Annotated in this window: 22 protein-coding genes; 7 read left to right on the forward strand and 15 right to left on the reverse strand. The window is 73.7% G+C overall.

What is annotated here, in order from left to right; genetic code table 11:
• Positions 1–51: 51 nt before the first annotated feature.
• Complete coding sequence (locus tag ACSU6Z_RS07190) at positions 52–954, forward strand: deoxyribonuclease IV (RefSeq protein WP_437043950.1); 903 nt, start codon at positions 52–54, stop codon at positions 952–954.
• Between the two features lie 122 nt (positions 955–1,076).
• On the opposite strand, the gene ACSU6Z_RS07195 is transcribed toward ACSU6Z_RS07190, so the two are convergent.
• On the reverse strand, positions 1,077–1,709 hold the full coding sequence (locus ACSU6Z_RS07195) for a sulfite oxidase-like oxidoreductase (RefSeq protein ID WP_437043951.1): 633 nt from the start codon (positions 1,707–1,709) through the stop codon (positions 1,077–1,079).
• 176 nt (positions 1,710–1,885) lie between these two features.
• Here ACSU6Z_RS07195 and bfr point away from each other — a divergent pair, with 176 nt between their 5' ends.
• Positions 1,886–2,404, forward strand: a complete 519-nt coding sequence (gene bfr / locus ACSU6Z_RS07200) for a bacterioferritin (RefSeq protein WP_437043952.1) — start codon at positions 1,886–1,888, stop codon at positions 2,402–2,404.
• Positions 2,405–2,425: 21 nt separating this feature from the next.
• On the opposite strand, the gene ACSU6Z_RS07205 is transcribed toward bfr, so the two are convergent.
• Positions 2,426–2,674: a (2Fe-2S)-binding protein gene (locus tag ACSU6Z_RS07205; RefSeq protein ID WP_437043953.1), complete on the reverse strand. Its 249-nt coding sequence runs from the start codon at positions 2,672–2,674 to the stop codon at positions 2,426–2,428.
• A 156-nt stretch (positions 2,675–2,830) separates the two neighbouring features.
• Complete coding sequence (locus ACSU6Z_RS07210) at positions 2,831–4,186, reverse strand: class II 3-deoxy-7-phosphoheptulonate synthase (RefSeq protein WP_437043954.1); 1,356 nt, start codon at positions 4,184–4,186, stop codon at positions 2,831–2,833.
• A 164-nt stretch (positions 4,187–4,350) separates the two neighbouring features.
• Between ACSU6Z_RS07210 and ACSU6Z_RS07215 the strand changes: the two genes are divergently transcribed.
• Both ACSU6Z_RS07215 and ACSU6Z_RS07220 read left to right on the forward strand, forming a co-directional pair.
• Entirely contained in the window at positions 4,351–4,407 is a 57-nt protein-coding gene (locus ACSU6Z_RS07215) for a trp operon leader peptide (RefSeq protein ID WP_437035471.1), read from the forward strand.
• Positions 4,408–4,513: 106 nt separating this feature from the next.
• Positions 4,514–6,406 (forward strand): anthranilate synthase family protein, encoded by a 1,893-nt coding sequence (locus tag ACSU6Z_RS07220; protein WP_437043955.1) that lies wholly within the window; start codon positions 4,514–4,516, stop codon positions 6,404–6,406.
• Here the strand turns inward: ACSU6Z_RS07220 and ACSU6Z_RS07225 are convergent.
• The 5 genes from ACSU6Z_RS07225 to ACSU6Z_RS07245 form a co-directional block, all read right to left on the reverse strand.
• A complete protein-coding gene (locus ACSU6Z_RS07225; protein WP_437043956.1) occupies positions 6,358–7,353 on the reverse strand; it encodes a 2-hydroxyacid dehydrogenase in 996 nt (331 codons plus the stop codon). The genes ACSU6Z_RS07220 and ACSU6Z_RS07225 overlap by 49 nt on opposite strands.
• A gap of 138 nt (positions 7,354–7,491) precedes the next feature.
• The gene (locus tag ACSU6Z_RS07230) at positions 7,492–8,520 is read right to left on the reverse strand and encodes a 6-phosphofructokinase (RefSeq protein WP_437043957.1); all 1,029 of its coding nucleotides are present in this window, start codon (positions 8,518–8,520) and stop codon (positions 7,492–7,494) included.
• 100 nt (positions 8,521–8,620) lie between these two features.
• Entirely contained in the window at positions 8,621–9,268 is a 648-nt protein-coding gene (locus ACSU6Z_RS07235) for a response regulator (RefSeq protein ID WP_437050216.1), read from the reverse strand.
• Positions 9,269–9,318: 50 nt separating this feature from the next.
• On the reverse strand, positions 9,319–10,548 hold the full coding sequence (gene macS / locus ACSU6Z_RS07240; protein WP_437043958.1) for a MacS family sensor histidine kinase: 1,230 nt from the start codon (positions 10,546–10,548) through the stop codon (positions 9,319–9,321).
• A 75-nt stretch (positions 10,549–10,623) separates the two neighbouring features.
• A complete protein-coding gene (locus ACSU6Z_RS07245; protein ID WP_437050218.1) occupies positions 10,624–11,397 on the reverse strand; it encodes a lysophospholipid acyltransferase family protein in 774 nt (257 codons plus the stop codon).
• Positions 11,398–11,613: 216 nt separating this feature from the next.
• Between ACSU6Z_RS07245 and ACSU6Z_RS07250 the strand changes: the two genes are divergently transcribed.
• Positions 11,614–12,417 (forward strand): alpha/beta hydrolase, encoded by an 804-nt coding sequence (locus ACSU6Z_RS07250; RefSeq protein WP_437043959.1) that lies wholly within the window; start codon positions 11,614–11,616, stop codon positions 12,415–12,417.
• The gene (locus ACSU6Z_RS07255) at positions 12,410–13,030 is read left to right on the forward strand and encodes a hypothetical protein (protein WP_437043960.1); all 621 of its coding nucleotides are present in this window, start codon (positions 12,410–12,412) and stop codon (positions 13,028–13,030) included. The genes ACSU6Z_RS07250 and ACSU6Z_RS07255 overlap by 8 nt, the downstream gene beginning before the upstream one ends.
• A 145-nt stretch (positions 13,031–13,175) precedes the next feature.
• Here ACSU6Z_RS07255 and ACSU6Z_RS07260 read toward each other — a convergent pair whose 3' ends face one another.
• From ACSU6Z_RS07260 to ACSU6Z_RS07285, 6 genes are all read right to left on the reverse strand, one after another.
• A complete protein-coding gene (locus ACSU6Z_RS07260) occupies positions 13,176–13,934 on the reverse strand; it encodes an endonuclease/exonuclease/phosphatase family protein (protein WP_437043961.1) in 759 nt (252 codons plus the stop codon).
• Between the two features lie 88 nt (positions 13,935–14,022).
• Positions 14,023–14,976, reverse strand: coding sequence for an ROK family glucokinase (locus tag ACSU6Z_RS07265; RefSeq protein WP_437020300.1), 954 nt, complete (start codon positions 14,974–14,976; stop codon positions 14,023–14,025).
• 123 nt (positions 14,977–15,099) lie between these two features.
• Positions 15,100–15,636 (reverse strand): DUF5304 domain-containing protein, encoded by a 537-nt coding sequence (locus tag ACSU6Z_RS07270; protein WP_437043962.1) that lies wholly within the window; start codon positions 15,634–15,636, stop codon positions 15,100–15,102.
• Between the two features lie 102 nt (positions 15,637–15,738).
• A complete protein-coding gene (locus ACSU6Z_RS07275; protein WP_437043963.1) occupies positions 15,739–16,911 on the reverse strand; it encodes an ArsA family ATPase in 1,173 nt (390 codons plus the stop codon).
• 44 nt (positions 16,912–16,955) lie between these two features.
• Positions 16,956–17,399: an SRPBCC family protein gene (locus ACSU6Z_RS07280; RefSeq protein WP_437043964.1), complete on the reverse strand. Its 444-nt coding sequence runs from the start codon at positions 17,397–17,399 to the stop codon at positions 16,956–16,958.
• Positions 17,400–17,525: 126 nt separating this feature from the next.
• Complete coding sequence (locus ACSU6Z_RS07285) at positions 17,526–18,323, reverse strand: metallophosphoesterase family protein (RefSeq protein WP_437043965.1); 798 nt, start codon at positions 18,321–18,323, stop codon at positions 17,526–17,528.
• 307 nt (positions 18,324–18,630) lie between these two features.
• Here ACSU6Z_RS07285 and ACSU6Z_RS07290 point away from each other — a divergent pair, with 307 nt between their 5' ends.
• Positions 18,631–20,427 (forward strand): AMP-dependent synthetase/ligase, encoded by a 1,797-nt coding sequence (locus ACSU6Z_RS07290; protein ID WP_437043966.1) that lies wholly within the window; start codon positions 18,631–18,633, stop codon positions 20,425–20,427.
• A gap of 43 nt (positions 20,428–20,470) precedes the next feature.
• On the opposite strand, the gene ACSU6Z_RS07295 is transcribed toward ACSU6Z_RS07290, so the two are convergent.
• Entirely contained in the window at positions 20,471–21,613 is a 1,143-nt protein-coding gene (locus ACSU6Z_RS07295) for a glycosyltransferase family 4 protein (RefSeq protein ID WP_437043967.1), read from the reverse strand.
• Between the last annotated feature and the right edge of the window lie 114 nt (positions 21,614–21,727).

Here is a 21,727-nt window from a genome sequence, read left to right on the forward strand (position 1 = left end):
CGCTCCGGGAGCTCGGACGGGATCGTTCCGCACTCGTGCCACCCTGAATGGGTGAAGAGTCAACGCCCCGTCCCCTCCCCCTCGGCCTCCCCGGCCCGCACCCGCAATCCCGTCGGCGCCCACGTCCCCGTCGCCGGGGGCCTGCACTCCGTGGGCCTGTCGTACGCCCGCGACCTGCGGGCGGAGGCCGTGCAGGTCTTCGTCGCCAATCCGCGCGGCTGGGCCACGCCGACCGGGAACCCGGGGCAGGACGAGGCGTTCCGTGCGGCGTGCGCGGCCGAGTCGATCCCCGTGTACGTCCACGCCCCCTATCTGATCAACTTCGGCTCGCACACCGAGGCGACCGTGGAGCGGTCGGCCGGGTCGCTGCGGCACTCGCTGCGGCGCGGCCGGGAGATCGGCGCGCTCGGCGTCGTGGTGCACACCGGGAGCGCGACCGGCGGGCGGGACCGGTCCGTGGCGCTGCGGCAGGTACGGGAGCACCTGCTGCCGCTGCTCGACGAACTGGACCACGACGACGACCCGTACCTGCTCCTGGAGCCGACGGCCGGCCAGGGCGCCTCCCTGTGCTCGCGGACCTGGGACCTCGGGCCGTACTTCGAGGCGCTGGACGCCCATCCGAAGCTGGGCGTGTGCCTGGACACCTGCCACGTCTTCGCCGCCGGCCACGACCTGACCGGCCCCACCGGCATGCACCGGACCCTGGACCTGCTGGTGGACGCGGTCGGCGAGGGACGGCTGAAGCTGATCCACGCCAACGACTCCAAGGACGTGGCGGGCGCCCACAAGGACCGGCACGCGAACATCGGCGCCGGCCACATCGGCGAGGACCCGTTCCGCGCGCTGATGACGCACCCCGCCACCGCCGGCGTACCGCTGGTCATCGAGACGCCCGGCGGCAAGGAGGGGCACGCGGCGGACGTGGAGCGGCTGAAGAAGCTGCGCGAGGGATGAGCCCCGCAGGAGTCCCCGCTCCCTGAGGGAGTCCCGGGAACCCCCCGGGGGCGTGCGGTTCCCGCTCGGCGCGGGAGCCCTCGTCCGGCTCCGGGCCCTCGTGCGGCGGGAGCACCGGGAGGTCAGAGCTCGGGGCCGTCCCCGGGCTCCTCCTGGTAGGAGTAGCGCTGCTCCTTCCACGGATCGCCGATGTTGTGGTAGCCGCGCTCCTCCCAGAAGCCGCGGCGGTCGGCGGTCATGTACTCCACGCCGCGGACCCACTTGGGGCCCTTCCAGGCGTACAGGTGCGGGACGATCAGCCGCAGCGGGAAGCCGTGCTCGGCGGTCAGCAGCTCGCCGTCCTTGTGGGTGGCGAAGAGCGTGCGCGACGAGGCGAAGTCGGACAGGCGCAGGTTGGAGCTGAAGCCGTACTCCGCCCACACCATCACGTGGGTGACGGTGGGCGCGGGCGGGGCGATCTCCAGGATCGTACGGGCCGGGATCCCGCCCCACTCGGCCCCGAGCATGCTGTACTTCGTGACGCAGTGCAGGTCGGCCACGACGGTGGTGTACGGCAGGGCCGTGAACTCCTCGTGGGTCCAGCAGTGCTTCTCCCCGCCGGCGGTGGCGCCGAAGACCCGGAACTCCCAGCGCTCGGGCCGGAACCTGGGGACCGGTCCGTAATGCGTGACCGGCCAGCCGCGCTGCACCCGCTGCCCCGGCGGAAGCTCGGACCGCGCCGCTTCTCCAGATTCACGCTCCACCGGCTGACCCATGCCTCCATCCTGACAGACCGGGACCGATGCACCCGACCCGGCCACCCCCGAAACGGACAACTCCCAACAAGCATGCCCTTACTTACTAAGTAAGTACTTACTGGACGATCTTCTGTAACGGTGACATCATGCGGCGGCAGGCTCCCCGTTCCCTCGACGTGGAAGGAAACCCCGCCATGCAGGGCGATTCCGAGGTCATCGAGCTGCTCAACGAGCAGCTGACCGCCGAGCTCACCGCGATCAACCAGTACTTCCTGCACTCCAAGCTGCAGGACCACAAGGGGTGGACGAAGCTCGCGAAGTACACGCGCGACGAGTCCTTCGACGAGATGCGGCACGCCGAGATCCTCACCGACCGGATCCTGCTCCTGGACGGCCTGCCCAACTACCAGCGGCTGTTCCACGTCCGGGTCGGCCAGTCGGTGACGGAGATGTTCCAGGCGGACCGGCAGATCGAGGCGGAGGCGATCGACCGGCTGCGGCACGGCGTGGAGGTGATGCGCGCCAAGGGCGACATCACGTCCGCCAACGTCTTCGAGGCGATCCTCGCCGACGAGGAGCAGCACATCGACTACCTCGACACCCAACTGGACCTGATCGAGAAGCTGGGCGAGTCGCTCTACCTGTCGACGGTCGTCGAACAGAGCCGGCCGGACTCGTCCGGCCCCGGCACGGAGGGATTCCCGACCCACTAGGCGCGCCGTCCGGAGGGACCCTCAGGCGGCGTCGGGCAGCTCCGCCGCCGCGAGCCGGGCGAGGGCCGACTCGCCCCGGTCGGCCGGTTCCCGGCGCGGGCAGGCGCCGCGGCCCAGCAGCGCCTGGATGCGCCGCACACAGCCGCCGCAGTCGGTTCCCGCCTTGCAGGCGGAGGCGATCTGCCGGGGGGTGCACGCCCCGGCCTCCGCGTGCTTCCTCACCTGTTCCTCGGTGACACCGAAGCAGCTGCAGACGAACACGCGGTCCACCTCCCGACGGGGTTCCTGGGTCGTGCCACCACCCGCTTCCTCGGTGAGGCAAACCTAACCTTACCTGTCGTGCAGAGACCGCAAAAGCCGCGTGGGGCGCGGATCGTGTGATCCGCGCCCCACGCGGGACGCCCTGTGCCCGCAGGGGCGGGGCCGTCACTGGTCCCGGTACATCTCCGCGACCAGGAACGCCAGGTCCAGCGACTGGCTGCGGTTCAGCCGCGGGTCGCAGGCGGTCTCGTAGCGCTGGTGCAGGTCGTCGACGAAGATCTCGTCGCCGCCGCCCACGCACTCGGTGACGTCGTCGCCGGTCAGCTCCACGTGGATGCCGCCCGGGTGGGTGCCGAGCGCCTTGTGGACCTCGAAGAAGCCCTTGACCTCGTCGAGGACGTCGTCGAAGCGGCGGGTCTTGTGGCCGGAGGCCGCCTCGAAGGTGTTGCCGTGCATCGGGTCGGTCACCCAGGCCACGGTGGCGCCGGAGGCGGTGACCTTCTCGACCAGCTCGGGGAGCTTGTCGCGGACCTTGTCCGCGCCCATGCGGACGATGAACGTCAGCCGGCCCGGCTCGCGCTCGGGGTCCAGGCGCTCGATGTACTGCAGCGCCTCCTCGGCCGTGGTCGTCGGGCCGAGCTTGATGCCGATGGGGTTGCGGATCTTCGACGCGAACTCGATGTGCGCGTGGTCCAGCTGGCGGGTGCGCTCACCGATCCACACCATGTGCGCCGAGACGTCGTACAGCTGCCCGGTGCGGGAGTCGACCCGGGTCAGCGCCGTCTCGTAGTCGAGCAGCAGCGCCTCGTGCGAGGAGAAGAACTCGACGGTCCTGAACTCCTCCGGGTCGGCCCCGCAGGCGTGCATGAAGTTCAGCGCGTTGTCGATCTCGCGGGCGAGCTGCTCGTAGCGCTGGCCGGACGGCGACGACTTCACGAAGTCCTGGTTCCAGGCGTGCACCTGGCGCAGGTCGGCGTAGCCGCCGGTGGTGAAGGCGCGCACCAGGTTCAGCGTGGAGACCGAGGCGTGGTACATGCGCTTGAGCCGCTCGGGGTCCGGGATGCGGGACGCCTCGGTGAACTCGAAGCCGTTGACGGAGTCGCCCCGGTAGACGGGCAGGGTGACGCCGTCGCGGGTCTCGGTCGGCTTGGAGCGCGGCTTGGAGTACTGACCGGCGATCCGGCCCACCTTCACCACCGGCACGGAGGCCGCGTAGGTGAGGACGGCGCCCATCTGGAGCAGCGTCTTGAGCTTCGCCCGGATCTGCTCGGCGGACACCCCGTCGAACGACTCGGCGCAGTCACCGCCCTGCAGCAAGAACGCCTCTCCCCGGGCGACCGCCGCCATGCGCGCGCGCAGCTGGTCGCACTCGCCGGCGAATACCAGGGGGGGATACGTCTCGAGCTCGGCGATCACATCGCGCAGAGCCTCGGCATCCGGGTACTCGGGCTGCTGCGCCGCGGGCAGGTCTCGCCAAGTCGCCTGAGTGGCGACGCTTCGGGAATCAGCGTTCACGGTCACGCGCCCAACCCTACGCGCTCGGCCCCGCCGCCCATCGCCTCGCTCAGCCTGTGAGACGGGCCCGCCCCGCGGCGGCGCACACCGGCGCCCCGCGCCGGGGGACACCACGCGCGGCGACGCGGAGACCGGGCCGCACCACGGCGATCTCGTGTAACCTGCGTCCCATGTTCGCGCACCCGACCCAGAACTGGTGGTGGACCGCTTCTCCGGCGGCCCACTGATCGCGCGTACGCACCGACAACGCCGAAGGCCGCCCGAGGGGCGGCCTTCCGCGTTGTGGACGCCGGGGCCGTTCCTCACACCGACACACCGACGGAAGAGGAACCCATGGACCTGGACCCGCACCTGGCACGGCTCGCGCACGACGACCGTCCCTTCGCCCTGCTCCGCCGCCGCACCCCGGGCCGTGACCACGACACCGTGGAACTGCTGCTCGGCCCGGTCGCGGCCTACGACCGGCTCGCCCGCCTCCCCGAGGAGAGCCTCGCGCTCGTCCCCTTCCGGCAGATCCGCGAGCGCGGCTTCGACGTCCGCGACGACGGCACCCCGCTGCTGGCGCTCACCCCCGAGGAACGGTACGAGATCCCGCTCGCCGCGGCCCTGGCACAGCTGCCCGCGCACGACGTCCGCGTCGAGGACGGCGGGTTCGACACCGGTGACGAGGAGTACGCGCGGATCGTCGGGCGGGTGCTGGAGGAGGAGATCGGGCGGGGCGAGGGCGCCAACTTCGTGATCCGGCGGACGTACGAGGGGCGGATCCCCGGATTCGGGCGGGCCGACGCGCTGGCGCTGTTCCGGCGGCTGCTGGAGGGCGAGCGGGGCGCGTACTGGACGTTCGTCGTGCACACCGGGGAGCGGACGCTGGTGGGGGCGAGCCCCGAGGTGCACGTGCGGATGTCCGGCGGCACCGTCGTGATGAACCCGATCAGCGGGACGTACCGCTATCCCGCCGAGGGGCCCACTCCCGAGCACCTGCTCGGCTTCCTCGCCGACGGCAAGGAGATCGAGGAGCTGTCGATGGTCGTCGACGAGGAGCTCAAGATGATGTGCACGGTCGGCGACATGGGCGGGGTGGTCGTCGGGCCGCGGCTGAAGGAGATGGCGCACCTGGCGCACACCGAGTACGAGCTGCGCGGCCGGTCCTCGCTGGACGCGCGCGAGGTGCTCAAGGAGACCATGTTCGCGGCGACCGTGACCGGCTCGCCGGTGCAGAACGCCTGCCGGGTCATCGAACGGCACGAGACCGGGGGCCGCGGCTACTACGCGGGGGCGCTGGCGCTGCTCGGCCGGGACTCCGGGGGCGCCCAGAGCCTCGACTCCCCCATCCTCATCCGCACCGCCGACATCGGCGCGGACGGGCGGCTGCGGGTGCCGGTCGGCGCCACGCTCGTGCGCGGTTCGGACCCGGCGGGCGAGGTCGCCGAGACGCACGCGAAGGCGGCGGGGGTGCTGGCCGCGCTGGGGGTCGTGGAGCGGCGGCCCCGCGCGGGGGCCGCCCGGGGGCGGCTCGCCGACGACCCGCGCGTGCGGGCCGCGCTGGACGGGCGCCGGGCCTCGCTCGCCCCGTTCTGGCTGCGGATGCAGGAGCGGTCCGACGCGCTCAGCGGTCACGCCCTGGTCGTCGACGGGGAGGACACCTTCACGGCGATGCTCGCGCACGTGCTGCGCTCCGGCGGGCTGGACGTGACCGTCCGGCGGTACGACGAGCCGGGGCTGCGCCGGATGGTGCTCGCGCACCCGGGACCGGTGGTGCTGGGGCCCGGTCCGGGGGACCCCTCCGACGCGGCCGACCCCAAGATGCGGTTCCTGCGCGCCCTGGCCGCCGACGTCCTGCGGGACCACCCGCACGGCGTCCTCGGCGTCTGCCTCGGGCACGAGCTGATCGCGGCGGAGCTGGGGCTGGACATCGTCCGCAAGGAGGTCCCGTACCAGGGGGCGCAGACGCGGATCGACCTGTTCGGGCGGCCGGAGACGGTCGGCTTCTACAACAGCTTCACGGCGCGCTGCGACGACGAGGCGGCGGCGGAGCTGGCCGCGCACGGTGTCGAGGTGAGCCGGAGCGCCTCGGGCGAGGTGCACGCGCTGCGCGGTCCGGGCTTCGCCGGGGTCCAGTTCCACCCGGAGTCGGTGCTGACGCTGAACGGCGCCGCGATCGTGCGGGAGCTGGCCGGTCAGCTCCGCGGCACCAGCACGTTCTCCGAGCGGCGGCCGGCCCGGTAGTCCAGGACGTTCCTCACCGTGGCCTCGACGATCTGGCCGACGGCGTCCTCGGTGTAGTACGCCTGGTGCGAGGTGACGAGGACGTTGGGGAAGGTGACGAGGCGGGCCAGGGTGTCGTCATCGACGGCCTCCAGGGACTTGTCGAGGAAGAACAGGCCCGCCTCGGCCTCGTACACGTCCAGGCCCACACCGGTGAAGCGGCCCTCGCGCAGTTCCCGGACCAGGGCGGCGGTGTCGACGAGGCCGCCGCGGCTGGAGTTCACCAGGATCGCGTCGTCCTTCATCGTCTTCAGGGCGTCCGCGTCGATCAGGTGCCGGGTCTCCGGCATCAGCGGCACGTGCAGGCTGACCAGGTCGGACTCGGTGAGCAGCTGCTCCTTGGGGAGGTAGCGCATGCCGAGTTCCATGCAGGCGGGGTTCTCGGCGACGTCCCAGCCCAGCAGCCGCATGCCGAAGCCGTGCGCGATCCGGGCGAACGCCTCGCCGATCTTGCCGGTGCCCAGGACGCCCGCGGTGCGGCCGTGCATGTCGCGGCCCATCAGCCCGTCGAGGCGGAAGTCGAAGTCGCGGGTGCGGGTGGCGGCCCGCACGATGCGGCGGTCGACGGCCATGGCGAGCGTCCAGGCGAACTCGGCGACCGAGTACGGCGAGTAGTACGACACCCGGGCGATCGTCATGCCGAGGCGTTCGGCCGTCCTCAGGTCGATGTTGTTGAAGCCGGTGGAGCGCTGGGCGACCATGCGGGTGCCGCCCCCGGCCAGGGTCTGCAGGACGCCCGGGCCGAGGTCGGCGTTGACGGAGGTCGAGACGATCTCGTGGCCGGCCGCGATGGGGGCGGTGTCCCCGGTGAGGAAGACGTCCAGGCAGCGGATGTCGTGGCGGCCCTGGAAGGCCTGCTCGATCAGCGGCTTCTCGTCGGCCTGGACGCCGAAGGCGAGGATCTCCACGACCGCTCCCGTTCTGCCGGCTTCGGCGCGTACGACCGCCAAGCGGTGCCGTGCGGCGGCCTACGGTGCCGAATATACGGTCCGCGGCCCGGCGGCGCCGTTCGAAGGCGGCGGCCGGTCCGGCGCCCCCGGGGAGGCTCAGCCGAAGAGGACGCCGGCCTCCTCGTACAGTGCCGGATCGACCGTCTTCGGCCGGGCCGTCGCCTCGGCGAGGGGCACCCGGACGATGTCCGTGCCGCGCAGGGCGACCATCGTGCCGAAGTCGCCGTCGTGGACGCAGTCGATGGCGTGCAGGCCGAAGCGGGTGGCGAGCCAGCGGTCGAAGGCGCTGGGCGTGCCACCGCGCTGGACGTGGCCGAGGACGGTCGTACGGGCCTCCTTGCCGGTGCGTGTCTCGATCTCCTTCGCCAGCCACTCCCCCACGCCGGACAGCCGCGCGTGGCCGGGGGAGTCCCGCGACCGGTCCTCGAGCACCATGTCGCCGTCCCCGGGCCTCGCCCCCTCGGCGACGACCACGATCGGGGCGTAGGAGGCGCGGAACCGGGAGGTCACCCAGGCGCACACCTGCTCGACGTCGAAGCGCTGTTCGGGGATGAGGATGGCGTTGGCGCCGCCGGCCAGACCCGAGTGGAGGGCGATCCAGCCGGTGTGCCGTCCCATCACCTCGACGACCAGGGCGCGCATGTGGGACTCGGCGGTGGTGTGCAGCCGGTCGATGGCCCCGGTGGCGATGCCGACGGCGGTGTCGAAGCCGAAGGCGCAGTCCGTGGCGGCCAGGTCGTTGTCCATGGTCTTCGGCACGCCGACGCAGGGCACTCCGTACTCGTCCGCCAGGCGCGCGGCGACGCCGAGGGTGTGCTCGCCGCCGATCGCGACGAGCGCGCCGATCCCCAGCCCGGCGAGGGTGTCCTTGATCCGCCGGATGCCGTGCTCGTGCCGGAACGGGTTGGTCCGGGAGGAGCCGAGGATGGTGCCGCCGCGGGGCAGGATGCCGCGCACGGCGGGGATGTCGAGGCGGACGGTGTCGCCTTCCAGGGGACCGCGCCAGCCGTCCCGGAAGCCGGTGAAGGCGTAGCTGTACTCCTGTACGCCCTTGCGGACGATGGCCCGGATGACGGCGTTGAGCCCGGGGCAGTCGCCGCCCCCGGTCAGTACTCCGACCCGCATGGGATGTCCCTTCACCGCGGTTGCCGTGCGTGTGCCGCATGCGAACGGTACGGGTGGCGCGGGTCGCTTCGGCAGGGCGCGCGGGGGCGGTCCGGCCGGGTCACCCGTCGTCGAGGCCGCGTTCGATCGCGTACCGCACCAGTTCCACGCGGTTGTGCAGCTGGAGCTTGCCGAGGGTGTTCTGGACGTGGTTCTGCACCGTGCGGTGGGAGATGACGAGGCGCTCGGCGATCTGCTTGTAGCTCAGGCCCTTGGCGACCAGGCGCAGCACCTCCGTCTCCCGCTCGGTCAGCCGCGGCGCCTTGGGGGTGCCGGTGTCCGGTGCGGGCGCCGGTTCGGAGGCGAGCCGGCGGTACTCGCCGAGGACCAGCCCGGCCAGGCCCGGGGTGAAGACCGGGTCGCCCGCGGCGGTGCGGCGCACCGCGTCCTGCAGCTCCTGGGTGGAGGCCGACTTCAGCAGGTAGCCGGTGGCGCCCGACTTCACCGCCTCCAGCACGTCCGCGTGCTCGCCGCTGGCCGACAGCACCAGGACGCGCACCTTCGGGTCGGCGGCCACGACCTCCTTGCAGACCTGCACGCCGGGCTTGCCGGGCAGGTTCAGGTCGAGCACGAGGACGTCCGGCGCGGTGGCCCTGGCGCGGCGCACGGCCTGGTCGCCGTCGCCCGCGGTGGCGACCACCTCGAAGCCGGACTCGGACAGGTCGCGGGCGACGGCGTCGCGCCACATGGGGTGGTCGTCGACCACCATCACCGTGATCGTGTCCTGCCGGTCCTGCCCGTCCTGCGTGGTCTGCGTCGTCACCGCTCCGCCTTCCCCCGTGCGTCCCTCGCGCCGTTCGCGTCCTTGGGGACCTTCAGTTCCACTTCCGTGCCCTGTCCCGGCACCGAGATCAGCTCCGCGCTGCCGCCCAGGTCGCGCAGCCGCCCGCGGATCGACAGGGCCACCCCCAGCCGCCCCTCGCCCTCGGCCTGCGCCAGCCGGCCCTCCGGGATGCCGGGTCCGTCGTCCCGAACGGTGACGATCACCTCGTCCGGTTCGTCCTCGACCAGGATCCACGCGCGCGCCTGCTCCCCGGCGTGCCTGCGGACGTTGTCCAGGGCGGCTCCCACGGCGGCGGCGACCTCGCGGGCCGCGGCCGGGGCCAGCGGGACGGGCGCCCCGGGCTCGGCGAGGCTGACGCGCGAGCCGGCGTACGGGGCGAGCAGGGCGCGCAGGTCGACGGGGCCGTCCTCGCCACCGTCCTCGGCGGCCCGTACGGCGGTCCCCCCGGCGGCGTCCTCCGGCACCCGGGAGACGGGCACCACGCCGCCGGAGACCAGCGTGCGCAGTGCCACCTCCTGCTCGCCGGCGAGGCGCCCCAGCTCGGCCGCCTCGCCGCCGATGACGGCGCCGCGCCGCTGCACCATGGCCAGCACCTGGAGCACGCTGTCGTGGATGTCCCGGGCGAGGCGCTCCCGTTCCCTGGTCGCCGCCTCGATCTCCAGGGCGCGGGCGAGGGTGCGCTCGGAGGCGCGGGCGACCTCGACGACGTACCCGATGGCGATGGAGGCGACCCAGACGAGGATCACGTTGTGCACCGTGTCGCGGGCCGGAGCGCCGCGCTCGATCAGGTTGGCGGCGGCGACGAGGGTGGAGGCGAGGGCAGCCCAGCGCCAGCCGCCCTTGATGGCGAAGGCCAGGACGGACCCCGCGGTCCATATCGACGGCAGGGTCGGGCCGCCGGCCGTGATCCGCTCGTGGGTGTCGGCGAGGGGGGTGAGCAGGATCCCGGTGAGGGCGAGGGCCAGGTCCGCGGCGAGGAACCGCTTGGTGCAGCTCGCCGCGCTCGCGACCCTCGGGAGGGTGGCCAGCGTCCACACGGACAGCACGGCGTAGTAGGCCACCGCCAGCCAGGGGCGGGTGAACTCGTCGTACGCGGTGGCGAACAGGCCGATGGCGTACAGCATCGTGAGCACCCGGTAGCCGGTGAGCGCGTGCCACAGCGGCTGCTCGACCGACATTCTCCTGACCGACTCGCGCCTGGCCATGTCCCCCACCCCCGGCCCCGGTCCCGCGCGGGACCGGGGCCGCTCCTTCTCCGCGCTTTCCTGTTCCGCGCTTTCCTACTCCGCGCCGTTCCTCTTCGCGCTTTCCTTCTCCGCCTGGTCCTCCTCGGCCCGGGCGAACGCGGCCCTCGCCGCCTTGCCCGCCTCCTTCTCGGCCTTCGCCGCCTCCGCGAGCTGCCGCTTCATGGCGGTCGCGTACACGTCGACGTACTCCTGGCCGGAGAGCTTCATGATCTCGTACATGACCTCGTCGGTCACCGCGCGGAGCACGAAGCGGTCGTGCTCCATGCCCTGGTAGCGGGTGAAGTCCAGGGGCTTGCCGATGCGGATGCCCGGGCGCATCAGCTTCGGGACGACCTTCCCCGGCGGCTGGATCTTCTCGGTGTCGATCATGGCGACCGGGATGACGGGGGCGCCCGTGGCGAGCGCCACGCGCGCGAGGCCGCCGGGCTTGCCGCGGTACAGGCGCCCGTCGGGCGAGCGGGTGCCCTCGGGGTAGATCCCGAACAGCTCGCCGCGCTCCAGGACCTGGATACCGCTCCTGATCGCGGCCTCACCGGCGCCGCGCGCGCCGGAGCGGTCCACCGGGAGCTGGCCGACGCCCTTGAAGAACGCGGCGGTCAGCCGGCCCTTGACGCCGGGCGTGGTGAAGTACTCGGCCTTGGCGATGAAGGTGACCTTGCGGTCCAGGACCGCGGGCAGGAAGAAGGAGTCGGAGAACGACAGGTGGTTGCTGGCCAGGATCGCGGGGCCGTCGGCGGGGACGTTCTCCAGGCCCTCCACCCAGGGTCGGAAGGCAAGCTTGAGCGGCCCCCCGATGGTGACCTTCATCGCGCCGTACAACAACCGAGTGCCTCCTGTGTGTGTCGAACAGACCTTAACCCGCTCCGCCGCCCGGAGGGGCCGACGGCCCTGGTCGGTGCCGGTGCCGTCGCGTACGGTGAAGTACCTGCAACCGGCGGCGTGCCCGCCCCGTCCCGAACAGACGACGTGCCAGCCCCTTGACGCCCGCGAACCCTCGCGGCCACACGAAGAGGAGACCGAAAGGTGCCGGTCCTCCCCGGAGCCGAGCCGTACCGCCACGAGGGCGGGGAGGCCGGTGTCCTGCTCTGTCACGGCTTCACCGGTTCCCCGCAGTCGCTGCGCCCCTGGGCGGAGTACCTCGCCGCGCGCGGTCTGACCGTCGCCCTGCCGCTGCTGCCGGGGCACGGCACGCGCTGGGAGGACATGCGGCTCACCGGCTGGCAGGACTGGTACGCGGAGGTGGACCGCGAGCTGCGCGCCCTGCGCGAGCGCTGCGCGCGGGTCTTCGTGGCCGGCCTGTCCATGGGCGGCGCCCTGGCGCTGCGGCTGGCCGCGAAGCACGGGGACGCGGTCGCCGGCGTGATGGTCGTCAACCCCGCGAACAAGGTGCACGGCCTGTCCGCGTACGCCCTGCCCGTCGCCCGCCACCTCGTCCGGTCGACCAAGGGCATCGCCGACGACATCGCCCGGCCGGGCGGCACCGAGCTCGGCTACGACCGGGTGCCGCTGCACGCGGCCCACTCGCTGCGCGCGTTCTTCCGTCTCGTCGACGGCGAGCTGCCGCAGGTCACCCAGCCGCTGCTGCTCCTGCGCAGCCCGCAGGACCACGTGGTGCCGCCGGCCGACTCCGCGCGCGTCCTGAGCCGCGTCTCGTCGACGGACGTGACGGAGGTCCTGCTGGAACAGAGCTACCACGTGGCGACGTTGGACCATGACGCCGAGCGGATCTTCGAGGAGAGCGCCGCGTTCATCGGCCGGCTCGCGCCCGGCGCCGTCGGGGTGGCGGGGCCCGGTCTCGGTGAGGAAGGGACGAGGGCAGGTGGCTGAGCACGACTTCGAGCGCGAGGACCGCGAGGACCGCGAGGGCGGGGGGAAGCCCGAGCCCGAGGAGCGGAACGCGCCCTTCGACGAGGACGCGGCCTGGGCGGCCATCGTGGCCGGATACGGCGAGGAGCCGCCGGACCCGCCGGGCGCCAAGCCGTTCAAGTCGGTGGAGGACCTGGCGCTGCTGGAGGCCGCGGTCAACGACGACGAGCCGGTGAAGCCGGCGCAGGACGGGCCCTCGCCGGCCGCGCCGCTCGGCGGCTCGGTCTCCTTCGCGCCCGGCGTCGGCCCGCGCGACTACTCGCTGTCCGAGCCGCCCGGCGGCTTCGACGGGGCCGACGGAGACGGTGAGGAGGGCGAGGACGACGAGGGTCACTTCGTGCCGCCGGAGCCGCCGCCGCTGCCGCAGGCCGACGCCACCGCCAAGTTCGCCTGGCTGGCGGTGATCGGCGGACCGCTGCTGCTGCTGGCGGCGGTGCTGCTGCGCTGGGACATGACCTGGTGGCTGGCGACGCTCGGCATCGGCGGCTTCCTGGGCGGCTTCGCCGCGCTGGTGGCCCGGATGCGCACCGACGACGAGGACGGCGACGACCCGGGGCGGGGAGCGGTGGTCTGACCCGGGCACCGGTGACGTCCGGCCGCTCCCGGTCCTCCCTGCGGCGCAGGGCCCGGTGACGGCGCGCCCGCCGGTCCCCCGGTTTCCCGCACGGCGGGAAACCGGGGACGGCGGCGCCCCGTGGTCCGCCGGCCTCCCGCGCCCCCTACGCGGCGGGGACCCTGAGCGCGGCCAGCACCGGCAGGTGGTCCGTGGCCGCGCGCAGGTCGGCCCGCGTCACCCCCGGCAGGTCCAGGGGCACGCCGCAGCCCAGGACCTCGATGCCCGAGGAGGCGAAGAGGGCGTCGATGCGCTGGTGGGGGTCGGTGGAGGGGGAGGTGTACTCGCCGCCCCAGGGCGCCGCCTCCCGGCAGTCCCGCAGCTCCCCGGCGAGGCGGCGGAACGTGCGCCCGTCGGGCCGCTCGTTCAGGTCGCCGCCCGCGATCACGTGTTCCACGCCCATCGCGGCGAGCCGGTCGAGCAGCAGTCCGCCCTGGGCGTACCGCTCGTCGTCCCGCAGCGACAGGTGGCAGCTGAGCACGCCGAGCCGGGCGCCCGCGAAGCGGACGACGGCCGTCGCGAAGCCCCGCCGGTGCAGGCCCGGGGTGAGCGGCAGCAGCACGTCCTCGGTGCGTTCGACGGTCGCCCGCAGGGAGCACAGGATCGCCGGGCCGGCGGCCGTGGCCCCACCGGTGAGGACGACCAGCCCCGACGCGGCGGCGAGCCGGGCGAGCTTCTTGCGCCAGCGGAAGAAGCGGGGGGCCTCCTGCACCAGGACGAGGTCCGGGGCGCACGCGGCGACCACCCGGGCGAGGGCGCCGGTGTCGTCGCGCATCGAGCGGATGTTGTAGCTGAGGACGCGGACGACGGCGGACCCGTCGTCGTCCGTGCGGGAGCCGGGGAGCAACTCGGTCGCGTTCGCCATGACGATCAAGATACGCCCGCGCCCGCCGCCCCGGGACGGGGACGGCGGGCGCGGGCGTGCGGACGGGAACGCGCGTGCGCGCCGCGCGTCACATGATCGGGTCGGGCTCCCGCGCCAGGTCCGCCGCGCCGACCAGACCGGCCTTGTTGCCGAGCTGCGCGGCCAGCACGTCGGCCACCGGACGCCAGTTGCCGCCGACCAGCCAGCGCTTGTACGACTTGCGGATCGGGCCGAGGACCAGCTCGCCCTCGTCGGACAGGCCGCCGCCGACGATGAAGGCGGACGGGTCGAACAGGGAGGCCAGGTCGGCCAGGCCCGCGCCGACCCAGCGGGCCAGCTCGCGGTAGGAGTCCACGGCGACCGGGCAGCCCTGCCGGGCGGCCATGGAGATGTGCTTGCCCTCGATGCCGTCGGGGGTGCCGTCGCCCAGGCCCAGCAGCACGTCGGCCTGCTCGGGGGTGGCGTTGGCGCGCTGCTTGGCGTACCGCACGAGGGCGCGGCCGGAGGCGTACTGCTCCCAGCAGCCCTGCGAGCCGCAGCCGCACAGCAGGCCGTCGGGCACCATGCGGATGTGGCCGAACTCGGCGGCCACGCCGAAGTGACCGCGGCGCAGCTTGTTGCCGATGACGATGCCGCCGCCGAGGCCGGTGCCGAGTGTGATGCAGATGACGTTCCGGTGGCCCTTGCCGGCACCGAACTTGTACTCGCCCCAGGCCGCCGCGTTGGCGTCGTTCTCCACGACGACGGGGAGGCCCACGCGGGCCTCGACCTTCTCCTTCAGCGGCTCGTTGCGCCAGTCGATGTTGGGCGCGAAGTAGACCTCGGAGCGCTGGCGGTTGACGTAGCCGGCGGCGCCGATGCCCACGCCGACGATCTCGTGCCCCGCGCGCGCGCCCTCCACCGCGGAGGCGATGGCGTCCACGATGCCCTCGGGCGTGCCCGGGGTCGGCACCTTGAAGGTCGAGAGGATGTTGCCTTCCTCGTCGACCACGCCGGCCGCGATCTTCGTGCCGCCGATGTCGACGCCGATGGTGAGTCCCATGAATCCCTCAGTTTCGGTCGAGCCCCGCTACGGCCAACCGTACCCGAGGCCCCGCCGTGAGTGTCCGGTCGGCCGTCCGCACGAGGGCGGGCCCGGCGGCCCGGGGACCCTTCCGCGGGGTCGTCAGTCCAGGTCGATGCGTTGTCCCGGGCCGGTTCCCTCGCCGCCGTCGCGGCGTTCGCCCCGCTCGTCCGCGGCCTCGTCGCGGCCGGCGGTCCAGCGCCGCTCCTGGGCCTGGACGGCCGAGCGGTAGGCGGCGAGCAGTTCGCCGCCGGCCGCCGCCAGGTGGTCGAAGACGTCCGGATTGCGTTCGATGACCGGCTCCACGGCGGCCCTGGCCTGCTGGACGACCTGCCGGACCACCTGCTGGGCGGCGGGCCCGGCGACCGCGCCGAGCAGGGGTGTCTGGAGCCCGGACAGCTTGTCGGCGACGGTGTCGACGAGCTTGCGCAGCTCCTCGGCCGCCGAACCGGGCGGCGCCCCGTGCCGGGCGCGGCGGCGGGCCTTCTCGGCCTCGAGGTCCTCGGCGCAGGCCGTGGCCCACGCGTCGGCGTCGGGCGTCTTCCCCCGGGGCCGCGACGCCGCTCCGGCGGGAGGGACCGCCGTCCCGTCGGCCGGCTCGTCCCGGGCGGCGTCGGGCGGGGGGAACTCTTCGCTCATGACGACACTCCTGACTGCGGCCGGTTGCGGCTCGTCCGGCGGCGCGGGTGCGGCCCGGCCACGGTTCGTCCCTACGACGTTACCCGAACGGGGGCGGGCGCTTCACCGGCTCCGCGGCCACAGCGCGGGGTCGGGGGCGAAACGGACCTTCAGCTCGCCGTCGCGCAGGGCGGCCCCGTCGACGGTGCAGCGGCGCAGCGCCGACGGCAGCGGGACGATCCGGCGCAGCGGTCCGGCGGCGACGACCAGTTCGTCGCCGCGCCGCACCAGGTCGAGTTCCTCGCGCCGGGCGCCGGGCAGCGGGATGCGCCAGACGAGCACCCCGTCCTCGTCGAGCCGGTCGGCGACGGGCCACTCCACCGGGGGCGTGCGCGGGGTGACACCGGGCACGGCGAGCGCGGTGAGGTCGTCCGCCCCGCGCGGGTCGCGCCCGAGGTGGGGGACGCGGTGCACGTCGTACGTCTCCCGCCACTCCTCCAGGGCCTTGCGCTGCTGGGCGACGGGCGCGGCGAGCCAGCTGTCGGCGGGGGCGTCCTCGGGCAGGACCCGGTTGGCCACGAGCGCCTCGACGGGCAGGCCGCGCAGGGCGAGGCCGAGGGCGGTGGCGCGGACGGCGTCGGCGCCGGCGGGGCCGGGTTCGGCGACCAGCCGGACGGCGGTGGAGCGGTCGGCGAGGACCGCCTCGGCGGCGGCGAGTTCGGTGTCCCAGCGGGCGGCGGTCTCGTACAGCGCCTCGGCGGGCATGGGGACGCCGGCGAGGCGGCCGAGGACGGGGCGCAGGGCGCGGGCCGCCTGCCGTTCGGGCGGCAGCAGCCGGCGCAGGTAGCGGCGCAGTTCCTCGGGCAGAGCGAGCAGGGCGAGGGCGCGCGGGGCGGCCGGGAGGTCGACGACGAGCAGGTCGTGCCGTTCGGCGAGGGCGCCGTCGCGCAGGGCGCGCAGCAGGGCGAGCTCCTCGGCGCCGGGCAGCGGGGTGAGTTCCTCGGGGTCGAGGCGGGCGGAGCCGAGCAGGCCGAGGGCGGAGGCGGCGCGGTCCTGGAGGGCGGCGAGGTCGTCGCGGAAGCCCTGGGCGGGGTCGGGCCGCCAGGCGGTGAGGTGCGGCGCGGCGGACACCGGGTCGGGGCCGGTCGGGGTCCCGAGGGCGGCGCCGAGGGTGTCGTCGCGGTCGGCGCCGAGGAGGAGGGTGCGGGTGCCCTCACGGGCGGCGGCCAGTGCGGTGGCGGCCGCGACGGTCGTACGACCGCTGCCGCCCGGGCCCGTGATCAGGATGGTGCGCATGGGGGTGAACGGTACCCGCGGGCGCCGTCCGCGGACCGGGGCGGCTACCGCGCGCCCGACTCCACACGCTTCTTCAGCCCCGCCAGGGCCCGGTCGATGATGACCTTCTCGGCCTTCCGCTTGATCATGCCGAGCATCGGGATCTTGACGTCGACGGTCAGCCGGTAGGTGACCTCGGTGGCGCCCTGGCCGACCGGCCTCAGCAGGTAGGAGCCGTCGAGCGAGCGCAGCATCTGGGACTTCACCAGCGTCCAGGACACCTCGTGGTCGCCGGTCCAGGTGTAGGCCAGCGTCTGGTCGTCCTTGATGGCGCCGGCGTCCATGACGAGACGGACCTGCTCGGCGCGGCCCCGCTCGTCGGTCCCGAGGACCTCGGCCTCCTTCACCTCACCGGTCCAGTCGGGGTAGCGGGCGAAGTCGGCGATCACCCCCATGACGTCGGCCGGTGCCGCCTCGATGGTGATGCTCGAGCTGGTGTGTTCCGCCATCGCCGTGGCTCCTCCAGATGCGGCCGCTGGTGCAGTGTGTGTGCAGCGTGAAGGCTACCGCGCGCGGACGGGGCCCAGGTCACCCCGGGCCGCGCGCCCCGGCCCGCGCGCCCGGGCCGCCGGGGTTCACCACCGGAGCACCCACGGCTCGCCCGTCGACGCGAAGTGCCCGACGTTGACGCACTCGGTCGCCCCGATCCGCATGCGCCGCGCCAGCGGCTGGTGCACGTGCCCGAACAGGGCGTACTTCGGCCGGGTGCGGCGGATGGCGTCCAGCAGCGCCCGGCTGCCCCGCTCGAAGCGCCGCGCCACCGTGTCGTACACCAGTTCCGGCACCTCCGGCGGGATGTGCGTGCACAGCACGTCGACCTCGCCCACCGCCTCGATCTTCGCCGCGTACTCCTCGTCGGATATCTCGTACGGCGTCCTCATCGGGGTGCGCAGGCCGCCGCCGACGAAGCCGAAGACCCGGCCGCCGATCTCCACCCGCTCCCCGTCCAGGACGGTCGTGCCGGGGCGGGCGTACTCCCGCCACAGGTGCGGCATGTCGACATTGCCGTAGGTGGCGTACGTGGGGGTGGGGAACGCGGCGAACAGCTCGGCGTACTGCCTGCGCACCGCCTTCTCCACGACGGCGGCCCGGTCGCCGTCGACGCCCGCCCACAGCCGGGCCCCGAACTCCCGCGCCTCGGCGAAGCGGCGGGCGGTGCGCAGCTCCACGATGCGGTCGGCGTTCTCCACGCCGAACAGGTCGGGGAAGATGCCGCGCGAGTGGTCGGCGTAGTCGAGGAAGAGGACGAGGTCCCCGAGACAGACCAGGGCGTCGGCGCCCTCGCCGGCGCGGGCCAGGTCGCGGGCGTTGCCGTGCACGTCGCTGACCACGTGGACGCGCGCGGTCGGATTGCCGGAGGATGTCGGTGCCATGGCGATCCAGCGTAGGTGCGCGCGACAACCGTGAACAGTGGCGGCCCACCTGCGGTTACTGGCTGGTCGGTCCCCGCGTGGACTACTGTGCGCGTCGGGAAACCCCACCCGTGTGACGCAGCGAACATCTCCCCGGGACCCCCTGTCGGAGACGCCATACCGGCGGGTAACGTCCGGGCAGTCCAGTCGTGCTCAGGGGCTCGCACTGCGCACGGCAGGCGATCCCCCGAGCACCAGCCCGAGCCTTGGACCGCATCGTCGCATCACACAACGTCGTGGCGCCGGCGCCCTATGAGGAGCAGCAGTCTTGCGCGAGTTCAGCCTTCCGGCCCTGTACGAGGTCCCCGCGGACGGGAATCTGACCGACATCGTCCGCAGAAACGCCGCGCAGCACCCCGACGTCGCCGTGATCGCCCGCAAGTCGGGCGGTGCCTGGCAGGACGTGACCGCCCGCGCGTTCCTCGCCGAGGTGCGCACCGCCGCCAAGGGCCTGATCGCCGCCGGGGTGCAGCCGGGCGACCGGGTGGGACTGATGTCCCGCACCCGTTACGAGTGGACGCTGCTGGACTTCGCGATCTGGAGCGCGGGCGCGGTCACCGTGCCGGTGTACGAGACCAGCTCGCCGGAGCAGGTGCAGTGGATCCTCGGCGACTCCGGCGCGACCGCCTGCGTCGTGGAGTCGGCGGAGCACGCCGCGACCGTGGAGTCGGTGCGCGAGCAGCTGCCCGAGCTCAAGCACGTGTGGCAGATCGAGGCCGGGGCGGTGGAGGAGCTCGGGCGGCTCGGCCGGGACGTCACGGACGAGACGGTGGAGGAACGCGGCTCGGCCGCCAAGGCCGACGACCCGGCGACCATCGTCTACACCTCCGGCACCACCGGCCGTCCCAAGGGCTGCGTGCTCACCCACCGCAACTTCTTCGCCGAGTGCGGCAACGTCGTGGAGCGGTTGCGCCCGCTGTTTCGCACCGGCGAGTGCAGCGTGCTGCTCTTCCTGCCGCTCGCGCACGTCCTGGGCCGGCTGGTGCAGGTCGCACCGATGATCGCGCCGATCAAGCTGGGCTGCGTCCCGGACATCAGGAACCTCACCGAGGAGCTGGCCTCGTTCCGGCCGACGCTGATCCTCGGCGTGCCGCGGGTCTTCGAGAAGGTCTACAACGGGGCGCGCGCCAAGGCGCAGGCCGAGGGCAAGGGCAAGATCTTCGACAAGGCGGCGGACGCGGCGGTCGCCTACAGCAAGGCGCTGGACACCCCGTCCGGCCCGTCGTTCGGCCTGAGGCTGCGGCACTGGGTCTTCGACAAGCTCGTCTACGGCAGGCTGCGCGCGGTCCTCGGCGGGCGCGGCGAGTACGCCATCTCCGGCGGCGCCCCGCTGGGCGAGCGCCTCGGGCACTTCTTCCGCGGCATCGGCTTCACCGTCCTGGAGGGCTACGGCCTGACCGAGTCGTGCGCGGCCACCGCCTTCAACCCCTGGGACCGGCCGAAGATCGGCACGGTCGGGCAGCCGCTGCCGGGCTCGGTGGTCCGCATCGCGGACGACGGCGAGGTGCTGCTGCACGGCGAGCACCTGTTCAAGGAGTACTGGAACAACCCGGACGCGACCGCGGAGGCCCTGGCCGACGGCTGGTTCCACACCGGTGACCTCGGCACCCTCGACGAGGACGGCTATCTGAGCATCACCGGCCGCAAGAAGGAGATCATCGTCACCGCGGGCGGCAAGAACGTCGCCCCGGCCGTGATCGAGGACCGCATCCGCGCGCACGCGCTGGTCGCGGAGTGCATGGTGGTCGGCGACGGGCGGCCGTTCGTGGGCGCGCTGATCACCCTCGACGAGGAGTTCCTCGCCCGCTGGGCCGCCGACCACGGCAAGCCGGCCGGTTCCACGGCGGCGGCGCTGCGCGAGGACCCGGACCTGCTCGCGGCGGTGCAGGCGGCGGTCGATGACGGCAACGCGGCGGTGTCGAAGGCGGAGTCGGTGCGCAGGTTCCGTATCCTGCCGCACCAGTTCACGGAGGAGTCGGGGCACCTGACGCCGTCGCTGAAGCTGAAGCGGAACGTGGTGGCGAAGGACTACGCGCACGAGATCGAGGCGATCTACGCGAAGTAGCGCGCCCGCGGGCGGTGCGGGACCGACGAACCCCGCACCCGGCTCACAGCAGCGCCCGGAGCCGCTCCGCCAGCAGGTCCCACCGCCACTTCTCCTCGACCCAGGCCCGCCCCCGCTCCCCCATCCGGCGGCGCAGTTCCGCGTCGCCGAGCAGGGCGACGATCCGCTCGGCGGCCTCCTCGGGCACGCCGCCGCGCACCACCCAGCCGGTCTCGCCGTCCAGCACCGCGTCCGGCGCCCCGCCGGAGTCGCCGGCGACGACGGGCAGCCCGGTGGCCGAGGCCTCCAGGTAGACGATCCCGAGCCCTTCGACGTCCAGCCCGCCGCGCCGGGTGCGGCACGGCATGGCGAACACGTCGCCGGCGCCGTAGTGGGCGGGCAGTTCCTCCCAGGGCACGGAGCCGGTGAAGCGGACGGAGCCGGCGACGCCGCTCTCCCGCGCGAGCCGGCGCAGCTCCTTCTCGTAGGGCCCGCCGCCGACGATCAGCAGCACGGCGTCGGGCTCGGCGGCCAGGATCCGGGGCATGGCCCGGATCAGCGTGTCCTGTCCCTTGCGCGGCACCAGCCGCGAGACGCACACCACCACGGGCCGGTCGGTCAGCCCCAGCCGCGCCCGCACCTCGTCACCGCCCGAGTCGGGGTGGAAGGTCTTCTCGTCCACTCCGGGCGGCAGCTGCACCATCCGCCCGGCCGCCCCGGCGCCGAGCGCGCCGGCGATCCGCGACCGCGTGTACTCGCCGAGGTAGGTGATCGTGTCCGTGGACTCCCCGATCCGCCGCAGCAGCCGCCGTGCGGCGGGCAGCTGGGCCCAGCCCGCCTCGTGCCCGTGGGTGGTGGCCACGATCCGCTCGGCGCCCGCCCGGCGCAGCGCGGGCGCCATGAGCCCGAGCGGCGCCGCCGCCCCGAACCACACGGACGTGCATCCGTGTTCGCGCAGCAGCCCGACGGCCCGCCGGGTCGCCCCGGGTGTCGGCAGCAGCATCGTCGTGGTGTCCCGTACGACGGTGAAGGGCTGCTCGGCGTCGAAGGCGGCGGTCGCCTCCGCCCCCTCCCGGCTCCGCTTCCAGGTGGAGGCGTAGACCACCAGCCGCTGCGGATCCAGGCGCAGCGCCATGTTGTGCAGGAACGCCTGGATGCCGCCCGGCCGCGGCGGGAAGTCGTTGGTCACGATCAGGGTCTTGTGCATCACCGCCGACCCTACCGAACCCTCCGGCGCGCGCCGGGCCCCGGCCGGGCCTGTGGCCGCTCACAGCCGGCCGGGTCATCATGGGCCCATCGGCGGCGCGCAAAGGGGCGAGGA

It is taken from the genome of Streptomyces sp. enrichment culture (assembly GCF_964273145.1).
In the GTDB taxonomy this organism is placed as follows: Bacteria; Actinomycetota; Actinomycetes; order Streptomycetales; family Streptomycetaceae; genus Streptomyces.